The organism is Nocardioides sp. NPDC006273 (assembly GCF_040613495.1).
GTDB lineage: Bacteria > Actinomycetota > Actinomycetes > Propionibacteriales > Nocardioidaceae > Nocardioides.
This window is the reverse complement of record NZ_JBEXSD010000001.1, coordinates 94,837-116,000: the sequence shown is the minus strand read 5'-3', so window position 1 is coordinate 116,000 and position 21,164 is coordinate 94,837. Positions and strand designations below refer to the sequence as shown.

Below are 21,164 nucleotides of genomic sequence, written 5' to 3'. Positions count from 1 at the left end.
GTCAGGTCGGGACATGGTCGAGGTCCATGTCGATCGCGGTGACCCAGGCCGGCTCGGCGACGGCCAGGCTGACCGCCTCGTCGGGGAGGTCGACGTCCACCACGTACCGGAACCCGGCGTCCTCGGCCGCGGCGAGCACCTCGAGGTCGCCCTCGGGGATCGCGAGGACCACCCGACGGCACTCGGGGTCGCTCGCCAGCACCGCCTGCACCAGGTCGCCGAGCAGTGCCGTCAGTGCGGCCGGCTCCACTCCCCCTGCGCTGGCCGCCCCCACACGCACCTCCACGTCATGCTCGCTGACCGGGTACGCCTCCCGCAGCCGCCCCGCGGCGCAGCGCACCAGCTCCACGTCGACGGCGGCACCGGACGCCCCACGCAACGTCGTCCGGTTGGTGGCCCGCCTCGCCGAGTGGTCGACCTGGCCCCAGCCTGTGAGGTCGACGGGCGGCGGCGGGGTGACCATCAGCCCTCCCACACCATCGTGCGGATACGCCCCTTGTCGAGCTTGCCAGAGGCGTTGCGCGGCACCGCCTCGGCGACCTGCAGCCTGCTGGGCAGCTTGTAGCGGGCAAGCCGTGCGCCCGCATGCTCGCGTACCTGCTCGAGGGTAAGCTCCACCCCGGGCGCCACCGCGACGACGGCGACCACCGCCTCGCCCCATTTCTCGTCCGGTGCACCGACGACCGCGACGTCCACGGCTCCGGGCAGGTCGGCGAGTGCACGCTCGACCTCGGCGGGATATACGTTCTCGCCGCCGCTGATGATCATGTCCTTGAGCCGGTCGACGATGTAGAGGAAGCCGTCCTCGTCGAGGTAGCCGACGTCACCGGAGTGGAACCAGCCCTCCTCATCGAACGCGGCCGCGGTCGCGTCAGGGTTCTCCCAGTAGCCGGGTGTCACGTTGGGCCCGCGTACGACGAGCTCGCCGGGCTGGCCGGCGGCGAGCGGCTTGCCGGTCTGCATGTCCACGACGGCGACCTCGGTGTAGGGCATCGGGACGCCGGCCGACCCGGTCTTGGTGAGCGTGAACTCCACGGGCAGGTGGGTGGCGAACGGAGCGGTCTCGGTGAGGCCCCAGGCCTGCTGCAGGTGGATGCCACGCTCGGCGTACTCCCGGATCATCGAGGGCGGCACGGGCGCACCGGCGACCACGATCGAGCGCAGCGCGGATAGGTCGGCCTCGGCGAAGACGGGCACCCGCTTCAGCGCCTGGAACATCGCCGGGACCGCGAAGGTAGAGGCGACGCGGTAGCGGACGTAGTCGTCGAGGGTCTGCTCCGGGTCGAAGGCGCGACGCAGCACGAGCCGGTTGCCACGGACCAGGGAACGGAGCGCGAAGGAGTTCAGGGCGCCGATGTGGAAGATCGGCGCCGCGGCGTGCGTGGTGTCACCGACGCGGCTGTCGACCATGAGCTCGACGTTGATCGAGTTCCACCAGGCGTTGCCGTAGGTGAGCACGACTCCCTTCGGCAGGCCGGTCGTGCCGGAGGTGAACATCAAGATGGCAGGGTTGTCGAAGTCCGCCACGGCGACCGACGGCGGCTGTGAGGAGTCGCTGAGCAGAGCCGACCAGGACTCCCAGGCCGCATCGAGCGTGTCCGCCGGGCAGGCCGGGTCGTCATCGACGAGCAGGCGCCGGGCGACGGCGGTGTCGCCGAGCGCGTCGACTGCGGCCCGGTGCCCCTGCTCGGCGACCAGCACGGTGGCACCGCTACGCGCGACGACCGAGGACAGCTCAGGCCCAGCGAGGCGGAAGTTGACCGGCACGAAGATCGCGCCCAGCCGGAAGGCGGCCAGCATCGTCACCAGGAACGCAGGGCTGTTGAGGCCGAGGTAGGCCACCCGGTCGCCGGTGCCGAGCCCGCCCGCGGCCAGCGCCGCCGCGAGCCGCGCGGCACGGTCGTCGAGTTGGCCGAACGTCAGATCGCCGCCCTCGTAGATCACCGCCGTCGCGTCCGGACGGAACCGGGCATGGCGGGCCACAGCAGTCGCCGGGTTGATGTCGACCCGGTGACCCGAGTTGGCCGGGTGGCCGGTGACAGGACCTGCCGGGGTGTCGACCTGCTCGGCCGACACGGGCATCGAGATCTGGTTGCTCATCGGTGCTCCTTAGAGGTGGTCGCCACCGGCGTCGCTGCGGAAGCCGCGTACGCCCATTCCGCCGTCGACGGAGATGGCATGGCCGGTGATCGGCCCGGACTGCTCGCGCGAGGCGAGCAGCACGTACGGACCGGTGAAATCGTGGGGGTCGGTGCTGGAGTCGTGCAGCGGGATCGGCGGCGGAGGGCCGTCGGGCAGCTGCTTGGCGAACGAGGCCGAGATAGAACGGTCGGCAAGGTCGAGAGAAGCCGGGCCGCGCAGGTCGGTGCTCATGCCGCCGCAGGCGACGCCGTTGACACGAACCTTGGGGGCCAGCTCCCAAGCGAGCTCACGCATCAGGCCGAGGCACGCGTGCTTGCTCGCGGTGTAGACGGGGCCGCCGCCGTTGACGTAGAACGACGCGTTCGACAGGGTCATCACGATGCTGCCGCGGGTCTTGACGAGCTCGGGCCAGGCGGCGTGCGCGGCGAGCAGATAGCCCTTGACGTTGACCGCGAACAGCTCGTCGAAGCTCTCCGAGAGTTGCTCGGCGGTGAGCCGGGTGATCTGCCGCTGGAAGTCCCACATCCCGGCGTTGGGCACCAGCGTGTCGAGCTTCCCGAACCGCTCGACGGTGCCGGCGACCGCGGCCGCCACATCCTCTATGCTGCGTACGTCGCCGACGACCGCGTGCATACGACCGGGGTTGGCCGAGCTCTTCACCACGGCGTCGAGGCGGTCCTGCTCGCGTCCGAGCACGGCGACGCTGGCACCCTCGGCGACGAAGCGGTGCGCGACCGCGGCGCCGATGCCGGAGCCGCCGCCGGTGATCAGGGCGACGTAGCCCTCCAGCCAGCCCATCACTGTCCACCGCCGACGAAGTCGGTGACGAGGCGTTCGAACTCCGCCTGGCGCTCCACCTGCACCCAGTGGCCGCAGCTGCCGAAGACGTGCAGCTGCACGTCACGGATGTACTTGAGCATGATCTGGGCGCCCTCGAGCGTGATCGTGCGGTCGTCGCGACCCCACAGCAGCAGCGTTGGCGACTTGACCTTGTGCAGGTCGCGCCAGAGCGGGTCCATGCCGCGGCGCTTGGCGAAGTGGTCGTTGAGCCGGTGGTAGAAATCGATGTGGCTCTCGTCGAGCGAGGCCTCGTAGCGCGCTTGCGCCGTCTCGGCCCACTTCTTCGGCTGAGCGGTCATCACGCCGATGAAGGACTTCATCTTCTTCAGCGTCGGGCCCTCGCCGTTGTAGTACTTCCACATCTCCTTCTGGCCCTCGGTCGGAGTCGGGCCGAACGGCAGCCAGCCACCCCCGGGTGCCATCAGGATGAGCTTCTCGACCCGGTCGGGGTGCTGCTGGGCCAGCGCGATCGCGGCAGCGCCACCGAGCGAGTTGCCGAGGAGGTGGAACGTGCTGATGCCCAGGTGGTCGAGGGCCCCGACGAGCGCCTCGACCGCGATCTGGGTGATCGAGTCGGCGTCGAGCTCGTCCTGGCTCGGCCGGTAGGAGTCACCGAAGCCGGGCTGGTCCGGCAGCACGACCCGGAAGTGCTTGGCCAGCGCGGCGAGGTTCTGGTGGTAGTTGGCGATCCCGGACGCGCCGGGACCACCGCCGTGCAGCATCACGAGTGCCGGCCCGGTGCCGGCCTCGGCGACGGCGATCTCGCCGCGGCTGGTCGACACGGTGTGGCGGGTGAGCTCGAGCTCGGTGGCGGTCACGTGGGGTCCTCTCAGAAGAAGGTGGAGATGTTCTTGGACATGAGGACGTTCTGGTCGAGCAAGATCGTCCGGCGAGCGACGAGCAGCCCCTGCGGCGTACGCCGGAGCACGTCGGTGCGGCCGCCGGCGAAGACGTTCTCCTCGCGCTCGAGCCGGTTGCGGTAGACGAGGAAGGCGGAGCGTACGACGAGGTCGACGGTGGTGAATCCCTCGTGCTCCACCGGGTCGACGTGGTGGGCGGTCACGTTGGTGACCAGGTGGCGGGTGCGCGAGGGCGGGTCCTCAGCCCAGGCCATCCCGGAGTCGAAGCGCCGGATCCGCCAGGCCAGGGACTCCTTGCTCTCGTCGTAGAACGCTGCCTCGCCGCGCTGGGCGACGGAGAGCGCCTGCTGGCGACGGAGGCGGTTGGTGCGGGTCGGCATCCAGTAGTCGAGGTCGTCGGCGAGCAGCTCCAGCCAGTCGGCGTAGCGGCCCTCGTCGAGGAGCTCGGCCTCGCGGAAGTAGAGCTGCTCGACCTCGAAGTGGGTCTGCAGGTCTGCCAGCGCTCCGGCCGCTGGTGCGGCAGCAGCCCCGCTCATGGTGGATGCAGTGGTCACGGTCACATTCGATCCCTTCGGAGGCGGCGCCGACTCGGCCTGTTCCGCCGCTCGGCACGTGGGTCTGCGGGCCAGTGGGCCCGGTGGTTCAGCCGCGCAGCAGCTTGCGGAGGTTGGTCGCGGGGTCGGCGAGAAGCTCGGGGTCGACGGCGATCCCGCGGTCGATCAGCCGACGCGCGGCGCGTACGGCCTGGGAGTCGTCGACCGCGACCGCCCCGATCACCCGACCCGCATGGAGCGTGAACGCGGAGAAGGGGCTCTCCCCCGGCTCCCCGCGCAGGACGACGGCGTGCTCAGCGTCGGGCTCGCGCATGGTGCCGACGCCCTCGACGTGGCGGTGGTGGCGGTCGGTCCAGAACCAGGAGGCGGCCCCGGCCGGGCGGGCCCCGCCGAGGATCGTGGCGGCGGCCCGCTCGCCGTCGCGCTGCGCGGCCTCCCAGTGCTCGGTGCGGGGGTGGTCGCGCAGCCGGGCGGAGTCGCCGATCGCGAGCACCCGCGGGTGGCTGGTGACCTGGTCCTCGTCGACGAGGACGCCGCGGTCGACCTCGAGGCCGGCCGCCTCGGCGAGCCCGGTCTCGGGCACCATGCCGACCCCGACGAGCACCGCGTCGAACGTACGCGAGTCCGGCTCGCCGTGCAGCTGGGCGGCTACGCCGCCGCCGGTCACCTGGACCGACTCGAGCGTCGTGGTCACCGTCTCGATCCCGTACGCCGCGTGCTGGTCGTGCAGCCAGCGGGCGACCTGCTGCCCCACCGCCGCGGCGATCGGCGGGTCCAGCGGGTCGACCAGCACGACCTCGCAGCCGAGCTCGCGGGCGGTGGAGGCGGTCTCGGCACCGATAAGGCCGCCGCCCACGACCAACAGGCGGGCGCCGGGGACGAGCGTGGCCCGGAGCCGGTCGGCGTCCGCGGCCGCGCGCAACACGTGCGCCCGGCCCGCCTCGCGGGCGTCGTGGAGACCCGGGACCGGCGGCACCGCTGCCCGGCCGCCGGTCGCCAGCACGACTCGGTCGGCCTCGAGCCGACGACCGTCGACGAGGACGACGCCGACCTCGTCCTCGGCCGGGGTCAGGCCCGCGACCTCGGCCGGGGCCAGCAGCTCGATCCGCTGCTCGGCATACCACTCGGCGGGATGGAGCGCGATCTCTTTGAGGTCGCGCTGCCCGGCCAGGTAGTCCTTCGACAGCGGCGGACGGTCGTAGGGAAGCTCCGAGCTCTCGATCAGCACCAGCTCCCCGGCGTACCCGTGGGTGCGGAGCGCCGCGGCGCAGGAGACCCCGCCGATGCCGCCGCCGACGATGACCACCTGCGTCATCACGGGGCCTCGTTCGGGAACAGCCACAGCTCCCCGCCACGGACCTCGACCCGGTGGGCGACGGTCCCCTTGGTCGCGGGCATGCCCTCGACGGCGCCGGTCTTCAGGCAGAACTTCGAGGAGTGCAGCGGGCACTCGACCCGGCCGTCCTCGACCCAGCCCTCGGCCAGCGAGGCGACCTCGTGGGTGCAGGTGTCGTTGAGGGCGTACACGCCGCCGTCCTCGTCGCGCAGCAGCGCGATGTCGTCGTCGGTGCCGGTGACCTCCTTGCTCACGGCGATGCCCTCGCCCTCAGGGATGTCGTCCAGCTCGGCAACCTTGATGCCGGTGATGGTCATGCGCGGGCCTCCTCGTGCCAGGCGGGGGTGTTCATCAGGTCGCGCCAGCGGGCGTAGAAGGACCGGCCGGCGGCGTCGCTGTAGAGCTCGCTGGTGGCCCCGGGGTGGACCCCGTCCTCGCGCTCGGAGCCGATGCCCATCTGGTAGTTCAGCGGGACCCCGTTGGTGATGAAGCCGTGGGCGATCGCCTGGCACTCCGACCAGTTCTCGCCGTCGTCCTGCTCGAAGATGCCGCTGGGGCCGAACGTACGCAGGTTGTAGAGCCGCTGCGCCTCGCGGACCTCCTCGGGCATGGACTTGTCCACGACCATCCAAGCCCAGACCTCCATCCGGTCGGGACCCTTGGGGTGCCAGACCCGGATCGAGCCGTTGACCGGGAGGTAGGAGAAGTTGGGGAACACCGTGGCATGCCCGTTGGTCAGCGGTCCCTCGACACGGGCGTCACCGAGCCGCTCCCGCAGCACGGCGTAGTCGGTCCACTCGTGGACGGTCCTGGCGTCGAACCGGTTCTTCGGGTGCACCGGGAAGCCGGCGCCATGGCCGTTCGGGTCGACGTACTGCCGGCCGGTGCGGTGCACGACCTCGTCCTTGGGGCCCTTGCCGGTGGGGCTGAGCACCATCAGCGCCGAAGCGTGGCTCATGTTGACGTGGTACCAGTCGGTGACGAATTGCTCGGCCGCCAGCTTCCAGTTGCCCTCGAGCACCCACTTGTGGATACCGCCGACGACGACCGTCCCGTCCTCGTCGTGGTCGAGCATGGCGTCCATGTACCAGGCCATCTCGCCGAGCGAATCGCGCAGCGGGACGGGGTCAGGGTTCCAGGTGCCGAAGATCAGGCCGTGGTACGACTCGACGTGCGGCACCTCGACCAGACCCCAGTCCTCGCGGCGGAACGAGTCCGGATAGCCGCCCTGGTTGGGGACGCTGACGAGCTTGCCCTCCAGGTCGTAGGACCAGCCGTGATAGGTGCAGGTGAAGTTCCGGGTCTTTCCGAAATCGGCGCGGCACACCCGGGCACCGCGGTGACGGCAGGAGTTGAGGAACGCCTTGACCTCGCGGTTCTTATCCATCGTCACGATGACCGGGTCCTCACCCATGTACGTGGTGAAGAAGTCGCCCGGCTTGTGGAACTGGTCGGCGTGCGCGAGGAAAAGCCAGCTCGGCGCGAAGACCCGGCGCAGCTCCTGACGGTAGAGCTCCTCGTCGGTGAATACCGCACGGTCCAGGAGTCCGCCCTCACGGTCGACGAGACCGGAGACGTCGATGTTGCGGCTCAGCTCGGCGGGCCGGCGCAGCGCACCCGCCGGCGCTGCCGTCGCCCTTCGCTGCGGTGCGTCGCCGCACGCGGCGCCCTGGCAGGCGCCCGCACCGGTCTCGGGCTCGATGGTGGAAGTCATGGGGCTACCGAACACGAGGGAGACCCGCCGCCGCTGGCACCGTTCCGACGCCCGGCACATGATCTCCGGGCCTTCCGCCGCTCACTTCATCCCCAACCGCAGCGCACCGTCGAGGCGGATCGTCTCGCCGTTGAGCATCGGGTTCTCGGCCACGTGACGGACGAGAGCGGCGTACTCCGAGGGCTTCCCGAAGCGGGACGGGTGCGGGACCGACGCGCCGAGCGCCGCCTTCGCCTCGTCGCTGAGGACGTCCATGAACGGGGTGTCGAAGACCCCTGGAGCGACCCCGGCGACGCGTACGCCGCTGCGGGCCAGGGCGCGGGCCGCGGGCAGCCACCATCGAGACGATGCCGCCTTGGACACCGCGTACGCGACCTGGCCCATCTGGCCCTCGTAGGCGCCCACGCTCGAGGTGAGCACCACGACGCCGCGTCCGCCGTCCTCGTCGGGCTCGTTGCCGACCATGCCTCGGCCGCGAGCCGCAGCGTGTTGAATGCGCCGACGAGGTTGACCTCAACCATGGAACGCCGCGTTCCGTTGCCCGGCACGTGGCCTGCTCGACTCATCCCCTCGGTCGCACGGTAGGAGCATGCACGCAGCCGTAGCCGTCGCACAGAGTCCGACCGACCCCCTATCCGGACTGGTCCTCCAAGATGTCCCGAAACCGGAACCGCGCCCCGGCTGGTCGCTCGTACGCGTGGCCGCCTCGTCGCTGAACATGCACGACCTGTGGACGCTGCGCGGCGTCGGGCACGCACCCGAGGACCTTCCGCGGGTCCTCGGCTGCGACGCCGCCGGGCACGACGAGGACGGCACCCCTGTCGTCGTCTACCCGGTGATCGCCACGCCCGACCGCGGACGCGGCGACGAGACTCACGACCCGCAGCGCGCCCTGCTGTCGGAGAAGCACGACGGTGCCTTCGCCGAATGGCTCCAGGTGCCCACCCGCAACCTGCTCCCGCTCCCCGACTCGCTGAGCCTCGACGACGCCGCCTGCCTGCCCGTCGCCTGGGGCACGGCCTACCGGATGCTCACCACCCAGGCAGGCGTACGTGCCGGCGACCGGGTGATGGTGCAGGGGGCCGGGGGCGGGGTCGCCTCGGCGGCGATCAAGCTGGCCCTGGCGATGGGCGCAGTGGTCTACGCGACCTCGCGCTCGGCTGACAAGCTCACCCAGGCGGAGTCGTGGGGAGCGCGCGGCATCGAGTCCGGTGGCCGGCTCCCGGAGAAGGCCGACGTCGTCATCGAGACCGTCGGCGAAGCCACCTGGTCGCACTCGCTGAAGGCCCTGCGCCCAGGTGGCACCGTGGTCGTCGCGGGCGCCACCTCCGGGATGAACCCGCCGGCAGACCTGGGCCGCGTCTTCTACCTCCAGCAGCGCATCTTGGGCTCGACGGGCTGCACTCTCGTCGAGTTCCAGGAACTGCTCCGCATGGTCGAGGCCACCGGCGTACGACCCGTCGTCGACCGCGCCCTTCCCCTCGACGAGATCCACAAGGGATTCCAGCTCATGGCCGATGGGAACCTCGTCGGCAAGATCGTGATCCACCCGAAGGAGACCCCGTGACCGCCGCTGCTGTGGGCCTGTCCCACTCCCCGCTGATCGGCAAGAACGACCCCGCGCGGGAGGTGGTCGACGAGGTCGACGCCGCGCTCGACGAAGCGCGGAGGTTCGTCCGCGACTTCGATCCCGAGCTCGTCGTGCTCTACCACCCTGACCACTACAACGGGTTCTTCTACAGGGAGATGCCCCCGTTCTGCCTGGCCACCGAGGCCCATTCCGTCGGCGACTTCGGATCGCAGGCGGGTCCCCTATCGGTCGACACCGAGGCGGCCAAGGCCCTCGCCCAGGGAGTGCTCGGCCGGGGAGTCGACCTGACGGTCTCGGCGCGTACGACGGTCGACCACGGCTGCGTGCAGCCGCTGGAGGTGCTCTTCGGCGGCATCACCGCCGTCCCGGTCGTACCGGTCTTCGTCAACGGCGTCGCCACCCCGCTCGGCCCCATCTCTCGCATCCGGGCTCTGGGAACCGCGATCGGCGAGGCCGCCGCGGACCTGGATCGTCGCGTGCTCTTCCTCGGCTCAGGCGGCCTCTCCCACGACCCTCCAGTCCCGGTGTTGGACGGCGCTCCCTCGCGGGTGGCCGAGGCGCTCATCGCGGGCAAGCCACCCACGCCCGAGCAGCGCACGAAGGGCGAGGAACGGGTCGTCCAGGCCAGCCGCGACTACGCCTCTGGCGTGAGCTCGATGATCCCGATCAATCCCGAGTGGGACAACCTGCTGCTCGACCTGCTCGAGAAGGGTTCGCTGGAGGAGCTCGACACCTGGACCCCACAGTGGATGGGCGAGCAAGGAGGTGGATCGAGCCACGAGGTGCGCACTTGGATCGCCGCCTTCGCCTCGCTTGCTGCCTCGGGCTCGTACACGATGGGGTCGCGCTTCTACCGGGCCATTCCCGAATGGATCGCCGGCTTCGCCGTGGCGACCGCCCAGTGAGCCCGCGACGCTGCTCGCCGCAGCGCGGGTGACCGGCGATTCGTCCGAGTCGAGCCGGGTCAGCGGCGCGATCGTACAAGGATTCACCACTCGCCTCTACCCGTGCGCTGCCCCGCCCACGCATCGACACCACCGACGGACGTCTCACCCATCAGATTCGGGAAGTCTTCGGTCCTCTGCGGCATGAAGGGCGAACCTCACTCATCACGATCGCACGCCGGCAACTTCGCACGAGTCCTCTACGGATGACTTTCCCCGGCAACGCGGCGATCACGCGCGCCGCCGAACTCGACGCTCTTTCAGACGACCACGACGAGCTTCCCGCTGGTCGTTCCGTCCTCCATCCGCTGGTGAGCCTCGCGGATCCTGTCGAGGTCGTACGTCGTGTCGATCGGCACCACTGCACGACCGGCGGCCACATCGTCGAGGAATCCCTGGAGAACGTCCGCCGGCAGATCGTCGGCCTCACCGGCGTACGCGGTGAGCCGAACACCTGTGGGGAGATAGTCGATCGGGTAGAACTCCTCGACGGTCCACACGTTCGAGAGCATCCCGGTGAAACAGACCGTGCCATGGACGCGGGTGGACCGTAGCGTGTCGCGGAGCGTCGGCGTACCGATCAGCTCGATCGCGCCATCGACACCCCCCGGAAGCAGGCGCCGCACCTGGCCCGCGACGTCGCCGTCGTCGACCAGCACGTCATCGACCCCGATCGCCTCGAGCGCCTCGGCCTTGGCCGCACTCCGGGTCGTGGCGAGAACGCGAAGACCATGCCGTTTGGCGAGCACCGCGGCAGCCATCCCGACCGACGAGGTTCCTCCTCGAACCAGAAGGCTCTGACCGGGTTTCATGTCGACCCCGACAGTGAGCGACCCGTACGCCGTCTGCAGCATCTCCGGCACCGCGCCCAAGGTCGCCCAGTCGAGGTCGGAGCGGAACGGGATGACCTGTCCCGCGGGGACACAGGTGTACTCGGCGTAGCCACCGTCGAACGTACGTCCCATGCCACCCATCATCGTCATCACCTGCTGCCCCGGCTCGAACTCACCGCCCGGCGCAAGATCCACGACGCCGGTGGCTTCGATGCCCAGCACACGCGGGTACCTCACCGAGTCCCCGGCCAAGCCCAGTCGGGTGTGCAGCTCTGAGCGGTTGAGCCCGAACGCCTTGACCCGGATCCGCACCCAGCCCGGTTCGGGCTCCGGAAGGGGCAGGTCCCGGACCTGCAGGGCCTCCACCGGCCCGGGCGCCTCCAGCACAACAGCTCGCATGGTCTCTCTCGAGTTCACGAGTCGATCTCCTCTCTGATCCAGGCCCGCTCGGCGGCACTGGTGGCACGCGCGGTCAGCAGGAGCCCGCGACGGTAGGGGTCGGCGACCTCTTCGGCCCGAACCGGGCGCTCGCCGTCGTAGAAGAAGCTCGCCGGCGTCTCCAGGAACGACAGTCGCCGACGCAGGACCGCGTGCCGATCGGCACGGTCCGGTAGCAGCGACAGGAAGGTGAGGATGACGTAGAACCGGCTCGCGTCGGTGATGTCGTGGCCGTCGGCGGTGCGGATCGCGTCGAGCAGATGCGTCCGCCCTGCATCGGTGAGGGTGAGCGTGTGTCGGCCGGCCCGACCACGCCCCGGCTTGGACTCCTTGACCACATAGCCGTTGCGTTCGAGTCGGTCGGCCGCGGGATAGAGCGTGCCGTCGCTGATGCGGCGGGTGTGGCCGTACAGCTGCTCGATCTTCCGACGCAGCTCGTAGCCGTGCTGGGGTCCTTCGGCCAAGAAGCCGAGGACCATGACGTCGACGATGCTCACACCGCGGAATAATACCTCGATTCGATGTATTGTCCCAACATTCCCGACTTCAGGAGTGGCGCATGATCGAGTTTTGTTCGGTCGGCAAGACGTACACCGACGGCACCGTGGCCGTGGCTGACTTCTCGCTGGTCGTGCCGTCCCACCGCACCGTCGCCCTCGTGGGCTCGTCCGGCTCCGGCAAAACCACGTTGCTGCGGATGGTCAACCGGATGATCGAGCCGACGTCAGGATCGGTGCTGATCGATGACGAGGACGTACGCAGCCTCGACGGTGTCGCCCTGCGCCGCTCCATCGGCTATGTCCCTCAGGCCGGCGGCCTGCTACCACACCGCACGGTGATCGACAACGTCGCGACGGTGCCGGTCCTCAACGGGACCAGGAAGGGCGTGGCTCGAACGGTTTCGCTGGCACTGCTGGAGCGCGTCGGGCTCGACCCCGCACTCGGGAGGCGCTACCCGGCTCAGCTGTCCGGCGGGCAACAGCAGCGTGTCGCGGTGGCCCGTGCGCTGGCGACCGAGCCCAACATCATGCTGATGGACGAGCCGTTCGGCGCCGTCGACCCGATCGTTCGGCGCGAGCTCCAGGACGAGCTGATCCGCCTGCAGGCCGACCTCGGCAAGACCATCGTGCTAGTCACCCACGACATCGACGAGGCCTTCCGCCTCGCCGACGAGGTGGTCGTACTCCGGGCCGGCGGCATCACCGCACAGACCGGCTCCCCCGAGCAGATCCTGGCTGACCCGGCTGACAACTTCGTACGTGAGTTCGTCGGCGCCGATCAGGCCGATCGTCGGCTGCGAACCAAGGAGATCGGCGGCCGGAGTCTCGTCGTCGACGAGCGCGGCAAGCCGCTCGGAGTGCTGTCATGACCTGGTTGAGCAACAACTGGCCGCAGGTCGTCGACCTCACCACCCAGCACCTCTACGTCACGGTCCCGGCTGTGTTGCTGAGCGTCTTCGTTGCGGTGCCGCTGGGCCGGCTGGCACACACCCGCCCGCGACTGGGGCAACCGGTGCTCACCGCCGCGAGCCTGCTCTACGCCGTGCCGTCGCTGCCCCTGTTGATCATCATTCCTGCTGTCGTCGCCATCCCGCTGCGCTCACCGGCCACCCTGGTCATCGCCCTGACCCTCTACGGCATCGCCATGCTGGTACGGACCGCGGTCGATGCCTTCGAGTCGGTCGACCGAGGTGTCCGGGACGCAGCAGTCGCGGTCGGCCACACGGATCGGAGCCTGCTCTGGCGCGTGGACCTGCCTCTGGCATCTCCAGTGCTCCTGGCCGGGGTCCGCGTCGTCACCGCCAGCACCATCGGCCTGGTCACGATCGGCGCCCTTGCGGGCATCCCGAGCCTCGGCACGCTCTTCACCGACGGGTTCCAGCGGGGCATCGCCGGCGAGGTGGTCACCGGCCTGGTGGTCGTCGTGGCGTTGGCACTCGTCCTCGATCAGCTGCTGGTTCTTCTCGGTTGGGTGCTGACGCCGTGGAGTCACGCGGCACCGACGGGAGCCGCGGCATGAACCTGTTCATCGACGCCATCGCCTGGATCCTCGACGATGCCCACTGGGCCGGCGAGACCGGAATCGGCTGGAGGTTGCTCGAGCACCTCGGTATCACTCTTCTCGTCGTCGCCCTCACGGCCGTGGCGGCTGTTCCGCTGGGCGTCCTCATCGGCCACACCCGACGGGGCCGCGTGGTCGTCGTCGGCCTGGCCGGCTCCGTACGGGCCGTCCCCACCCTTGGTCTGCTCACGCTGCTCGGCCTCGCGATCGGCATCGGTCTGGTCGCACCCGTGATCGCACTCATCGCACTCGCGTTCCCGTCCCTGCTCGCCGGCACCTATGCGGGCGTCGAGGCGGTCGACCGGGCCATCGTTGACTCGGCACGAGCCATCGGGATGAGCGAGACGCAGATAGTCACGCGCGTCGAGCTGCCCCTGGCCGCACCCGTCCTGGTCGGCGGACTTCGCTCCGCGACCCTCCAGGTCGTCTCGACCACAACCCTCGCAGCGTACGTCGCCGATGCCGGCCTGGGCCGCTACCTCTACGCCGGGCTCAAGGCCCGCGACTATCCCGAGATGCTCGCCGGGGCCCTCCTCGTCGGCGCCGTCGCTCTGATCCTCGATCTCGCCCTCGCCACCGTGCAGCGGCGAGTGACGCGCCGTGCTCGGCCCGGCGCACCAACCCTGAAAGGAATCGCATGAACAAGCACCTGCTCGCGGCCACTTCGGCAGCCGCCCTCTTGACCCTCACCGCCTGCGGCGGCAGCGACCCGCTCGACTCCGGCAGCGGATCCGACGAGACCATCGTGATCGGATCCCAGGACTACTACTCCAACGAGATCATCGCCGAGGCGTACGCCCAGGCCCTCGAGGAGGGCGGCTACGAGGTCGACCGGCAGTTCCGCATCGGCCAGCGGGAGGCGTACGTCCCGGAGATCGAGTCCGGGAGCATCGACCTCTTCCCGGAATACACCGGTCCGCTGCTGCAGTATTGGCAGCCGGAGACCGATGCCCGCCTCTCCGACGACGTCTACGCCGCGCTCGAGCAGGCCACTCCCGAGGGGCTGCGGGCCCTGGAGCAGTCCGGCGCGACCGATCAGGACGCCTATGTCGTGGCCCGCAAGTTCGCGGACGCATGGGATCTGAACACGATCGACGACCTGGCCAAGGTCACCGACCCTCTCACGCTCGGCGGCAACTCCGAAGGCGAGAGTCGGCCCAACGGCCCGAAGGGGCTGAAGTCGGCCTATGGCGTCGATGTCGGCTTCACTCCGATCGAGGACGGAGGCGGTCCACTCACCGTCAAGGCCCTCGAGGACGACGAGATCCAGCTCGCCATCATCTACACCGCGGACCCGTCGATCAAGGAGAACGATCTGGTCACGCTGGAGGACCCCAAGGGGCTCTTCCTCGCATCACACGTCGTCCCGCTCGCCAGCAACGACGTCACCGGCGAAGCAGCAGCCATCATCGACAGGGTCAGCGCCGCGATGTCTGCCGACGACCTGGTCGATCTCAACGCTCGCAGTGTCGAGGAGGAACTGCACGCAGCGGTCATCGCCAAGGACTGGCTCACGAACGAACGGCTCCTCTGACACGAACCGCAACCTTTCCGCAGACCGTGGACCGGAGGCAGCTGCGCCGCAAAATATGTGCCAAAAAGTTGCCGGACCACGCGAATCTGTTATATGAAATGGGTGACGCAGGTCACTTCGTTGGGAGGCGGATGGCTCGAGTCAAGGGGAGGAACCGGGGACGCCCCGGACCCAAGCCGAACACCGAAAGGACTCCCCCGTGGCCTCCGAACCACTGCGCTCAACCCATCCGTCTGCTAGGCGCGGCACCACTCGCCGAGGATTCATCGGATATCTGATCGCCGGCACGACGCTCGCGGTGGCCGTTGACCTGAACCTCGACGCACCTGCGCACGCAGCCGTCCCGTCACCGCCGCAGATTCCAGAGGCCTATGACCTCAACGACCTCCTGACGGATGCGGCCAGGCCGACGTCGCAGCTGGTCACCGTCGAGATCCGCGAGGACGGGCATGCCTACTTCGAGATCCCGCGCGCCGAGGTGGGCCAGGGCATCACCACCTCGACCGCGATGCTCCTGGCCGAGGAGCTCGACCTACCGGTCGGACACGTCCACGTCTCGCTCGCGCCGGCGCGCCCCGAGCTCATCTGGAACCAGCTGACGGGTGGCTCGAATACGACCGTGTCGACGATGACGCCGGTACGGGTAGCCGCGGCCATCGCGAAGGGCGCCCTGCTGGAGGCGGCCGCGATCGAGCTCGGCTCGGTGGTCACGCTGCTTCGCTCGAAGAATGGCGTCATCGAGGCGCCGGACGGCTCGTCGCGGACGTACGGGGAGCTGTCGGTCAAGGCGGCGTCCAGCACGACCGTCGAGGTCGATGCCGATGTGAAGCTCAAGGCGTCCTCCGAGTTCAAGGTCATCGGCACTCCGACCAAGCGGGTGGACGCCATGGACATCGTCACTGGGCGAAAGAAGTTCGCCATGGACTACGACGTCCCCGGGGCGCTGCCGACGATGATCTGTCGTGCACCCACGCTGAACGGCACCCCGAAGGCCATCCGCAACAAGGCCGAGGTGGAAGCGATGCCCGGCGTCACCGACGTCGTAATGATCGACACCGGGATCGCTGTCCGGGCGCGGACGTTCGGCCAGTGCATCGACGGCATCCGCGCACTCGAGGCCGACTGGAACGCGGGCAGCGTGGACGGCGAGGACGACGCCTCCGTACTCGCGAACCTGCGCAAGGCGGAGATCCCACTGGCTGTGCCGAAGATCCCGCTGCTGGCCAAGACGATCGACATGGACTTCGAGTTCATGTTCCGCAGCAGCGCAGCGCTCGAGCCGAACTGCGCAGTGGCGGACGTACGCAGCGATCGTGCGGAGATCTGGGCCGGGCTGAAGATTCCGATCGTCACCCAGGGCAGGATCGCCGAGGCCGTCGGTCTCCCGCAGGCCAAGGTCAAGCTCAACGTCGTCGAAAGCGGCGGGTCGTTCGGTCACAAACTGTTCGGCGACGGCGCGATCGAGGCAGCGAAGGCCTCCAAGGCGATCGGCAAGCCGGTCCGACTGATGTGGCACCGGGCCGACGAGCCACGCCAAGGACGCCTGCGTCCGATGGCGACGTCGCGGATTCGAGCGACCCACCTCGCCGGGCAGGTGCTGACCTTCGAGCAGCGGCACACCAGCGTCTCCACGGACTGGCGGCACGGATTCGGGGAGATGCTCACGGCAACCGCCGTGTCGTTGCCACCCGGACTCGGGAACCTCGGGGTCAGCGAGACGATCTTCACGTTGAGCACCGAGCTGCCCTACGACTTCGGCGTCGTCACACAGCTGCTCAACGAGACCGACCAGCGTTTCAACACCAGCGCCATGCGGAACCCCTACTCAGCAGACGTACGCACCGCGAACGAGCTCGTCGTGGACAGGATCGCCAAGGCGATGGGCAAGGACCCGCTGGACCTCCGACTCGAGTTCCTCAAGGACGACCGCACGCGCAAGGTCCTGAAGAAGGTCGCCGAGCTCGGCAACTGGGGCCGCTCCATGCCGGCCGGCACCGCCCAGGGCATCGCGATCCACAAGGAGTACAAGGGCGCCACTGCCTGCCTCGTGGAGATCGATTGTCGTCCGGAGACAGTGAACCGGAAGGTCCGCGACGCCGTCACCGGACCTCGAGTCACGAAGGCGATCCTGGTCGTCGATGCCGGGCTGGTCGTGAACCCCACCGGCCTGAAGGCGCAGATGATGGGTGGCTTCTCCGACGGTCTGGCGATGACGCTGACCAGCAGCTGCCACCTCGAGGACGGCCACTTCCTCGAGGCCAGCTGGGACAACTACTTCTACACCCGAGAGTGGAACATCCCGCCGGAGTTCGAGGTCGTCGTGATGCCCTCCGACTCCGAGCAGCCCGGCGGTGCCGGCGAGGCGGGGGTCGCGGTGTCGTGCGCCGCCATCGCCTGCGCCTATGCACGGGCAACCGGAACGGTGCCCAAGCGGTTCCCGATCAACCACGACAACCCCATCGGCTTCGAGGTCAAGGAGTTCGTGCCGCCCGTCCCGGCGTCACCGACCAACGGCCTGGACTACGTCTACTGAGGAGACTGCAGTGCCTGAACACACCTTCGTCGTCAACGGCGAGAAGATCACGGTCGACGTAGCCGACGACGTACGCCTCCTGTGGGTGCTGCGCGACGTGCTCGGGATCAAGGGACCGAAGTACGGCTGCGGCATCAACGTCTGCAAGGCCTGCACCTCACACATCAACGGGAAGGCATTCAATCCGTGCGCGGTGCCGGTCTCCCAGGTCGCAGAGAGCGATGAAATCACCACCATCGAGGGCCTGGCTGACACCGTCCCCGGCGATCTGCATCCCATGCAGGAGGCATGGCTCGAAAAGGACGTCGCCCAGTGTGGCTACTGCCAGCCAGGTCAGATCATGGCGGCCGTGGCGCTGGTCAACAAGGTGCACGCCGACGGGCGCGAGATCACCGACAGCGACCTCGACACGATCCGCAACGTGTGCCGGTGCGGCACCTACGCACGCATCCGGAAGGCGGTCAAGGCCGGCGCCGCGCGCATGTGATCGGCGATCGGAGCGGCCGCGTCAGCCGATCTGTCGATACAACGAGGTCATCTTGCCGTCTGGGTCCAAGCGAGCCAGAAACACGTCGCCGATCTTCGTCAGCTGACGGACCTGGTCCGGCGAGAGATCACCGAGGACGTTGGCGCGAACATTGGCGACGTGCCCGGGGGCTGACGCCACGACGGAGTCCCAGCCGGAGTCGGTGAGCCTGGCGTGGGTCGCACGGGCGTCCTCCGGGCAGCGGAACCGCTCGACGAGCCCGCGCTCTTCCAGTCGTCGTACGACATGGGAGAGCCGGGCGAGCATCGCGTTGGTTCGTTGTGGCCGTCGAGCACACCGTCCGAGACGCGGCCGACCACGGCTACCGGGTGGTGCTGGCCTCCGACGCGACGTCGAGCCTCGGCGATGACTGGCAGCACGCGGCACTCAACTTCGCGCTCACCAACATCGCTGAGATCATTGAGACGGCCGAGATCACGGCTTAATCCAGATCCAACGCTGGCCGCCCGCGACACCCGACCATGAGGGCGCCGCTGGCGGCCAGCGGTGGATATCGGCGTAGCGCGTCTAGGCAGTCCGCGACCCCCGGGCCACCTGCGGGGACGAGGAGACCGCGGTCTCGGATCGTCGGGGCACCAGCACGATCGCGACCAACCCGAGCACAGCCGGAATCACGAAGGCATAGAAGTTCCACTGGAACCCGAGGTTCGAATCCATGATCAGACCCACCATGGTCGGGGCAACCACGGCGCCGATCCGGCCGATACCGAGGGTCATGCCGACGGCGCTTCCACGCGCCCAGGCCGGGAAGTACGCCGCCGCATAGCCGTTCACGAGGATCTGGGTGCCGATCGAGCCGAGACCAGCCAAAGCGATGAACACGTAGATGAGCGCTGCCGTCGGCTGCAGGCTCAGGAACACCAGCGTGATGGCGGCGGCAAGGAACGCCAGGCTGATCGCGATCCGCGAACCGATCCGATCCGCCACGGCGGCCGCAGCCAGGGTGCCGACGATGGCGCCGAGGTTGAGGGCGAGCAGGAAGCTCAGCGAGGACCCCAGGGGGTAGCCGGCCGAGCGCATGATCGCGGGCAGCCAGGTGTTGAGGCCGTAGACCAGCAGCAGGCCCATGAACGAGGCGACACAGAACAGCATCAGCGGACCGCGGCGACCCTTCGACAGGAGGTACGAGACCGCGGAGGTCGCGCGGCCGCCTTTGGTGGAGTCCACATCAGGAACCTCGATGTCTGCGCCATACTTCTCGGCCAACTGCTGCGCTTCCTCGAGTCGGCCTCGCCGCGCGAGATAGCTCATCGACTCAGGCAGCAGGAAGTACACCAGCGGAATGAGAACGAGCGCAGGCGCAGTTCCGACCCACAGCAGGCTACGGAAGCCCATCTCGGCCAGGAGCGCGATCGCAACGACAGCAGCCAGGACGCCACCGACCGAGTAGCCAACGAACATCATCGCGTTGTAGAGCTGCTGGCGACCCCGCGGGGCATACTCGACGGTGAGGGCGATCGCCGTAGGCATCACACCGCCCAGACCGATACCGGCCAGGAAGCGGAACAGCCCGAACGCCTCAGGAGTCGAAGCCATCGCCGTCGCGACGGTCGCCAGGCTGAACCAGGCGATGCAGGCGAGCACGATGCGCCGTCGTCCGAGGATGTCGGTCAGGAACCCGACACCGAGCGCCCCGACAAGCATTCCGAATGTGGTGTAGCTCCCGATCAGGCCGACCCGCGTAGGCGTGAGCCCCCACTCCGGGTATTCCAGCAGCGCCGGCACCATCGCGCCGAAGACCATCAGGTCGTAGCCGTCGAGAACGATCGTCGCGAAGGCGAGTGCCACTACGACGAGCACCCGGCGCCGCTGCGCTGGCGTCTGGGTGCGCTGGAGATTCTGGACCGTTGACATCGGGCCCTCCTTCAAGGATCTGACAGTCCGAACCCCTGTGTGGGCTCGGTCACATCATCAGTCTGTAACAAAATCGCGGTGTCCGTCAATTACATGACACATGTTTAACCTGTCTTGCCGCCGCCCGCCTAGTTCGCCCAGAAGAACCCAGCCCAGCGCGACGCTCGCCCTCACAATCGAGCCGGAGGACGGGGGAAACTCTTCTCCCAAACACCTCGGCCGCCAGCGACCGAGGTCGCCGGCGGCCGAGGCCAGGTTGGCAGCTACCAGACCAGCACGGGCTTGATCACCTTGCCCGACTCGGAGTCGGTGAAGCCGTCGTTGATCTGCTCTGGCGAGTAGGTCTGGATCAGCTTGTCGAGCGGGAAACGACCTTCCTTCCACAGCGCCACCAGTCGCGGAATGAAGTCCTGCGGCACCGAGCTGCCCTGGACGATCGTCTTGAACGTCCACCCCTTGACCAGCGAGCCGCCGATCTCGAACGGCGCCTCGGTGCCCGGAGCAGCCGCGCCTACGAGTGCCAGCGTGCCCCGGATCGCCAGCGCGTCGACCGCCGCCACCAGGAGCTTCGGGAGCGCGGTCGTATCGAGAATCGCGTCCACGCCGGCACCGTCGGTGATGCTCTTGAGTCCCTCGGCGAGATCGAGGTCGGTGGTGTTGATGGTATGGGTCGCACCGAGCTCGAGCGCCTGGTCGAGACGGGACTGGTGACGGTCGATCGCGACGATCGTCGTACACCCCGCCACGCGAGCTGCCATCACCGCCGCCATCCCAACCGCACCCGTGCCGATGACAGCGAAGGAGGAGCCCGCCCGGGGCCGGATCTCGTTGAGCACGGCGCCCGCACCGGTCTGCATACCGCAGCCCAGCGGAGCCAGCTTGTCCAGTGGGACCTCTTGGTCGACCTTGATGATGCTCGCCTCGACCACATTCGCATGGGTCGCGAACGACGACTGGCCGAAGAAGTGCGAGGAGATCCGCTCGCCGCTGCTGGTCAGCGATGTGGTGCCGTCCTCGCGACTGCCTCCGAAGCACTGGGCGAAGAGGTTCTCGCAGTAGGCCATCTGACCGGTGCGGCACTTGTCGCAGTGGCGGCAGTAGGCGGCCGACATGACCACGTGGTCCCCGGGGACGACGGACGTGACGAGCTCACCGACGGCCTCTACGACCCCCGCCCCCTCGTGGCCGAGGACGGCCGGAAGCGGAGTCGGGTAGACACCGTCGCGGACGATCGCGTCGGTATGACAGATGCCGGTGGCGACCATGCGGACGCGCACCTCGTTGCCACGGAGATCGTCGAGCTCGAGGCTCTCCAACGTCAGTGGCTTCTCGTGCTCGCGGGCGACTGCTGCGGTGATGCTGACCATGGGTTCCCTCCCGGGG

Annotated in this window: 23 protein-coding genes; 9 read left to right on the top strand and 14 right to left on the bottom strand. The window is 68.8% G+C overall.

Annotated elements, in window-relative coordinates; translation table 11 throughout:
* Position 1: 1 nt before the first annotated feature.
* The 9 genes from ABZZ22_RS00570 to ABZZ22_RS00530 all read right to left on the bottom strand — a co-directional run bounded on the left by ABZZ22_RS00570 (position 2) and on the right by ABZZ22_RS00530 (position 7,911).
* On the bottom strand, positions 2–463 hold the full coding sequence (locus ABZZ22_RS00570) for a hypothetical protein (protein ID WP_354925646.1): 462 nt from the start codon (positions 461–463) through the stop codon (positions 2–4).
* On the bottom strand, positions 463–2,100 hold the full coding sequence (locus ABZZ22_RS00565) for a long-chain-fatty-acid--CoA ligase (RefSeq protein ID WP_354925643.1): 1,638 nt from the start codon (positions 2,098–2,100) through the stop codon (positions 463–465). Before ABZZ22_RS00565 ends, ABZZ22_RS00570 begins: the two co-directional genes overlap by 1 nt.
* 9 nt (positions 2,101–2,109) lie before the next feature.
* Positions 2,110–2,940: a 3-(cis-5,6-dihydroxycyclohexa-1,3-dien-1-yl)propanoate dehydrogenase gene (gene hcaB, locus ABZZ22_RS00560; protein ID WP_354925640.1), complete on the bottom strand. Its 831-nt coding sequence runs from the start codon at positions 2,938–2,940 to the stop codon at positions 2,110–2,112.
* Entirely contained in the window at positions 2,940–3,800 is an 861-nt protein-coding gene (locus ABZZ22_RS00555) for an alpha/beta fold hydrolase (RefSeq protein WP_354925637.1), read from the bottom strand. The genes hcaB and ABZZ22_RS00555 overlap by 1 nt, the downstream gene beginning before the upstream one ends.
* An 11-nt stretch (positions 3,801–3,811) precedes the next feature.
* Positions 3,812–4,396, bottom strand: a complete 585-nt coding sequence (locus ABZZ22_RS00550) for a 3-phenylpropionate/cinnamic acid dioxygenase subunit beta (protein WP_354925634.1) — start codon at positions 4,394–4,396, stop codon at positions 3,812–3,814.
* An 88-nt stretch (positions 4,397–4,484) separates the two neighbouring features.
* Positions 4,485–5,711 carry an FAD-dependent oxidoreductase gene (locus ABZZ22_RS00545; RefSeq protein WP_354925632.1) on the bottom strand — a complete coding sequence of 409 codons (1,227 nt, stop codon included), beginning with the start codon at positions 5,709–5,711 and terminating at the stop codon, positions 4,485–4,487.
* Entirely contained in the window at positions 5,711–6,049 is a 339-nt protein-coding gene (locus ABZZ22_RS00540; RefSeq protein ID WP_354925629.1) for a non-heme iron oxygenase ferredoxin subunit, read from the bottom strand. Before ABZZ22_RS00540 ends, ABZZ22_RS00545 begins: the two co-directional genes overlap by 1 nt.
* The gene (locus ABZZ22_RS00535; protein WP_354925626.1) at positions 6,046–7,446 is read right to left on the bottom strand and encodes an aromatic ring-hydroxylating dioxygenase subunit alpha; all 1,401 of its coding nucleotides are present in this window, start codon (positions 7,444–7,446) and stop codon (positions 6,046–6,048) included. Before ABZZ22_RS00535 ends, ABZZ22_RS00540 begins: the two co-directional genes overlap by 4 nt.
* Before the next feature lie 81 nt (positions 7,447–7,527).
* The gene (locus tag ABZZ22_RS00530; protein WP_354925623.1) at positions 7,528–7,911 is read right to left on the bottom strand and encodes an SDR family oxidoreductase; all 384 of its coding nucleotides are present in this window, start codon (positions 7,909–7,911) and stop codon (positions 7,528–7,530) included.
* A 124-nt stretch (positions 7,912–8,035) separates the two neighbouring features.
* On the opposite strand from ABZZ22_RS00530, the gene ABZZ22_RS00525 reads away from it, so the two are divergent.
* The gene (locus tag ABZZ22_RS00525; protein WP_354925621.1) at positions 8,036–9,013 is read left to right on the top strand and encodes a zinc-binding dehydrogenase; all 978 of its coding nucleotides are present in this window, start codon (positions 8,036–8,038) and stop codon (positions 9,011–9,013) included.
* Positions 9,010–9,942: a 3-carboxyethylcatechol 2,3-dioxygenase gene (locus tag ABZZ22_RS00520; RefSeq protein WP_354925618.1), complete on the top strand. Its 933-nt coding sequence runs from the start codon at positions 9,010–9,012 to the stop codon at positions 9,940–9,942. The genes ABZZ22_RS00525 and ABZZ22_RS00520 overlap by 4 nt, the downstream gene beginning before the upstream one ends.
* Positions 9,943–10,241: 299 nt before the next feature.
* On the opposite strand, the gene ABZZ22_RS00515 is transcribed toward ABZZ22_RS00520, so the two are convergent.
* Positions 10,242–11,231: a zinc-binding alcohol dehydrogenase family protein gene (locus ABZZ22_RS00515; protein WP_354925615.1), complete on the bottom strand. Its 990-nt coding sequence runs from the start codon at positions 11,229–11,231 to the stop codon at positions 10,242–10,244.
* Complete coding sequence (locus ABZZ22_RS00510) at positions 11,228–11,749, bottom strand: PadR family transcriptional regulator (RefSeq protein ID WP_354925612.1); 522 nt, start codon at positions 11,747–11,749, stop codon at positions 11,228–11,230. The genes ABZZ22_RS00515 and ABZZ22_RS00510 overlap by 4 nt, the downstream gene beginning before the upstream one ends.
* Positions 11,750–11,811: 62 nt before the next feature.
* Between ABZZ22_RS00510 and ABZZ22_RS00505 the strand changes: the two genes are divergently transcribed.
* The 6 genes from ABZZ22_RS00505 (at position 11,812) to ABZZ22_RS00480 (ending at position 17,867) form a co-directional block, all read left to right on the top strand.
* Positions 11,812–12,621 (top strand): ATP-binding cassette domain-containing protein, encoded by an 810-nt coding sequence (locus ABZZ22_RS00505; protein ID WP_354925609.1) that lies wholly within the window; start codon positions 11,812–11,814, stop codon positions 12,619–12,621.
* On the top strand, positions 12,618–13,271 hold the full coding sequence (locus tag ABZZ22_RS00500) for an ABC transporter permease subunit (protein ID WP_354925606.1): 654 nt from the start codon (positions 12,618–12,620) through the stop codon (positions 13,269–13,271). Before ABZZ22_RS00505 ends, ABZZ22_RS00500 begins: the two co-directional genes overlap by 4 nt.
* Complete coding sequence (locus ABZZ22_RS00495; RefSeq protein ID WP_354925603.1) at positions 13,268–13,954, top strand: ABC transporter permease; 687 nt, start codon at positions 13,268–13,270, stop codon at positions 13,952–13,954. Before ABZZ22_RS00500 ends, ABZZ22_RS00495 begins: the two co-directional genes overlap by 4 nt.
* On the top strand, positions 13,951–14,847 hold the full coding sequence (locus tag ABZZ22_RS00490; protein ID WP_354925600.1) for an ABC transporter substrate-binding protein: 897 nt from the start codon (positions 13,951–13,953) through the stop codon (positions 14,845–14,847). Before ABZZ22_RS00495 ends, ABZZ22_RS00490 begins: the two co-directional genes overlap by 4 nt.
* Positions 14,848–15,046: 199 nt before the next feature.
* Entirely contained in the window at positions 15,047–17,380 is a 2,334-nt protein-coding gene (locus tag ABZZ22_RS00485) for a molybdopterin cofactor-binding domain-containing protein (protein ID WP_354925597.1), read from the top strand.
* Between the two features lie 10 nt (positions 17,381–17,390).
* Positions 17,391–17,867 (top strand): (2Fe-2S)-binding protein, encoded by a 477-nt coding sequence (locus ABZZ22_RS00480; protein ID WP_354925594.1) that lies wholly within the window; start codon positions 17,391–17,393, stop codon positions 17,865–17,867.
* 21 nt (positions 17,868–17,888) lie between these two features.
* Here the strand turns inward: ABZZ22_RS00480 and ABZZ22_RS00475 are convergent, their stop codons facing one another.
* Positions 17,889–18,173, bottom strand: a complete 285-nt coding sequence (locus tag ABZZ22_RS00475) for a MarR family transcriptional regulator (protein WP_354925591.1) — start codon at positions 18,171–18,173, stop codon at positions 17,889–17,891.
* Positions 18,174–18,187: 14 nt separating this feature from the next.
* Between ABZZ22_RS00475 and ABZZ22_RS00470 the strand changes: the two genes are divergently transcribed.
* A complete protein-coding gene (locus ABZZ22_RS00470) occupies positions 18,188–18,352 on the top strand; it encodes an isochorismatase family protein (RefSeq protein WP_354925588.1) in 165 nt (54 codons plus the stop codon).
* A gap of 82 nt (positions 18,353–18,434) precedes the next feature.
* On the opposite strand, the gene ABZZ22_RS00465 is transcribed toward ABZZ22_RS00470, so the two are convergent.
* Both ABZZ22_RS00465 and ABZZ22_RS00460 read right to left on the bottom strand, forming a co-directional pair.
* Positions 18,435–19,781 (bottom strand): aromatic acid/H+ symport family MFS transporter, encoded by a 1,347-nt coding sequence (locus ABZZ22_RS00465; protein WP_354925585.1) that lies wholly within the window; start codon positions 19,779–19,781, stop codon positions 18,435–18,437.
* A gap of 263 nt (positions 19,782–20,044) precedes the next feature.
* On the bottom strand, positions 20,045–21,148 hold the full coding sequence (locus ABZZ22_RS00460; RefSeq protein WP_354925582.1) for an NAD(P)-dependent alcohol dehydrogenase: 1,104 nt from the start codon (positions 21,146–21,148) through the stop codon (positions 20,045–20,047).
* Positions 21,149–21,164: the final 16 nt, after the last annotated feature.

Excerpts from the sequence above, each read along its gene's own strand:
- ABZZ22_RS00570 (WP_354925646.1), bottom strand. The coding sequence starts at position 463 with ATGGTCACCCCGCCGCCGCCCGTCGACCTCACAGGCTGGGGCCAGGTC.
- ABZZ22_RS00565 (WP_354925643.1), bottom strand. The coding sequence starts at position 2,100 with ATGAGCAACCAGATCTCGATGCCCGTGTCGGCCGAGCAGGTCGACACC.
- hcaB (WP_354925640.1), bottom strand. The coding sequence starts at position 2,940 with ATGGGCTGGCTGGAGGGCTACGTCGCCCTGATCACCGGCGGCGGCTCC.
- ABZZ22_RS00545 (WP_354925632.1), bottom strand. The coding sequence starts at position 5,711 with ATGACGCAGGTGGTCATCGTCGGCGGCGGCATCGGCGGGGTCTCCTGC.
- ABZZ22_RS00540 (WP_354925629.1), bottom strand. The coding sequence starts at position 6,049 with ATGACCATCACCGGCATCAAGGTTGCCGAGCTGGACGACATCCCTGAG.
- ABZZ22_RS00535 (WP_354925626.1), bottom strand. The coding sequence starts at position 7,446 with ATGACTTCCACCATCGAGCCCGAGACCGGTGCGGGCGCCTGCCAGGGC.
- ABZZ22_RS00530 (WP_354925623.1), bottom strand. The coding sequence starts at position 7,911 with ATGGTCGGCAACGAGCCCGACGAGGACGGCGGACGCGGCGTCGTGGTG.
- ABZZ22_RS00525 (WP_354925621.1), top strand. The coding sequence starts at position 8,036 with ATGCACGCAGCCGTAGCCGTCGCACAGAGTCCGACCGACCCCCTATCC.
- ABZZ22_RS00505 (WP_354925609.1), top strand. The coding sequence starts at position 11,812 with ATGATCGAGTTTTGTTCGGTCGGCAAGACGTACACCGACGGCACCGTG.
- ABZZ22_RS00500 (WP_354925606.1), top strand. The coding sequence starts at position 12,618 with ATGACCTGGTTGAGCAACAACTGGCCGCAGGTCGTCGACCTCACCACC.
- ABZZ22_RS00495 (WP_354925603.1), top strand. The coding sequence starts at position 13,268 with ATGAACCTGTTCATCGACGCCATCGCCTGGATCCTCGACGATGCCCAC.
- ABZZ22_RS00490 (WP_354925600.1), top strand. The coding sequence starts at position 13,951 with ATGAACAAGCACCTGCTCGCGGCCACTTCGGCAGCCGCCCTCTTGACC.
- ABZZ22_RS00475 (WP_354925591.1), bottom strand. The coding sequence starts at position 18,173 with ATGCTCGCCCGGCTCTCCCATGTCGTACGACGACTGGAAGAGCGCGGG.
- ABZZ22_RS00465 (WP_354925585.1), bottom strand. The coding sequence starts at position 19,781 with ATGTCAACGGTCCAGAATCTCCAGCGCACCCAGACGCCAGCGCAGCGG.
- ABZZ22_RS00460 (WP_354925582.1), bottom strand. The coding sequence starts at position 21,148 with ATGGTCAGCATCACCGCAGCAGTCGCCCGCGAGCACGAGAAGCCACTG.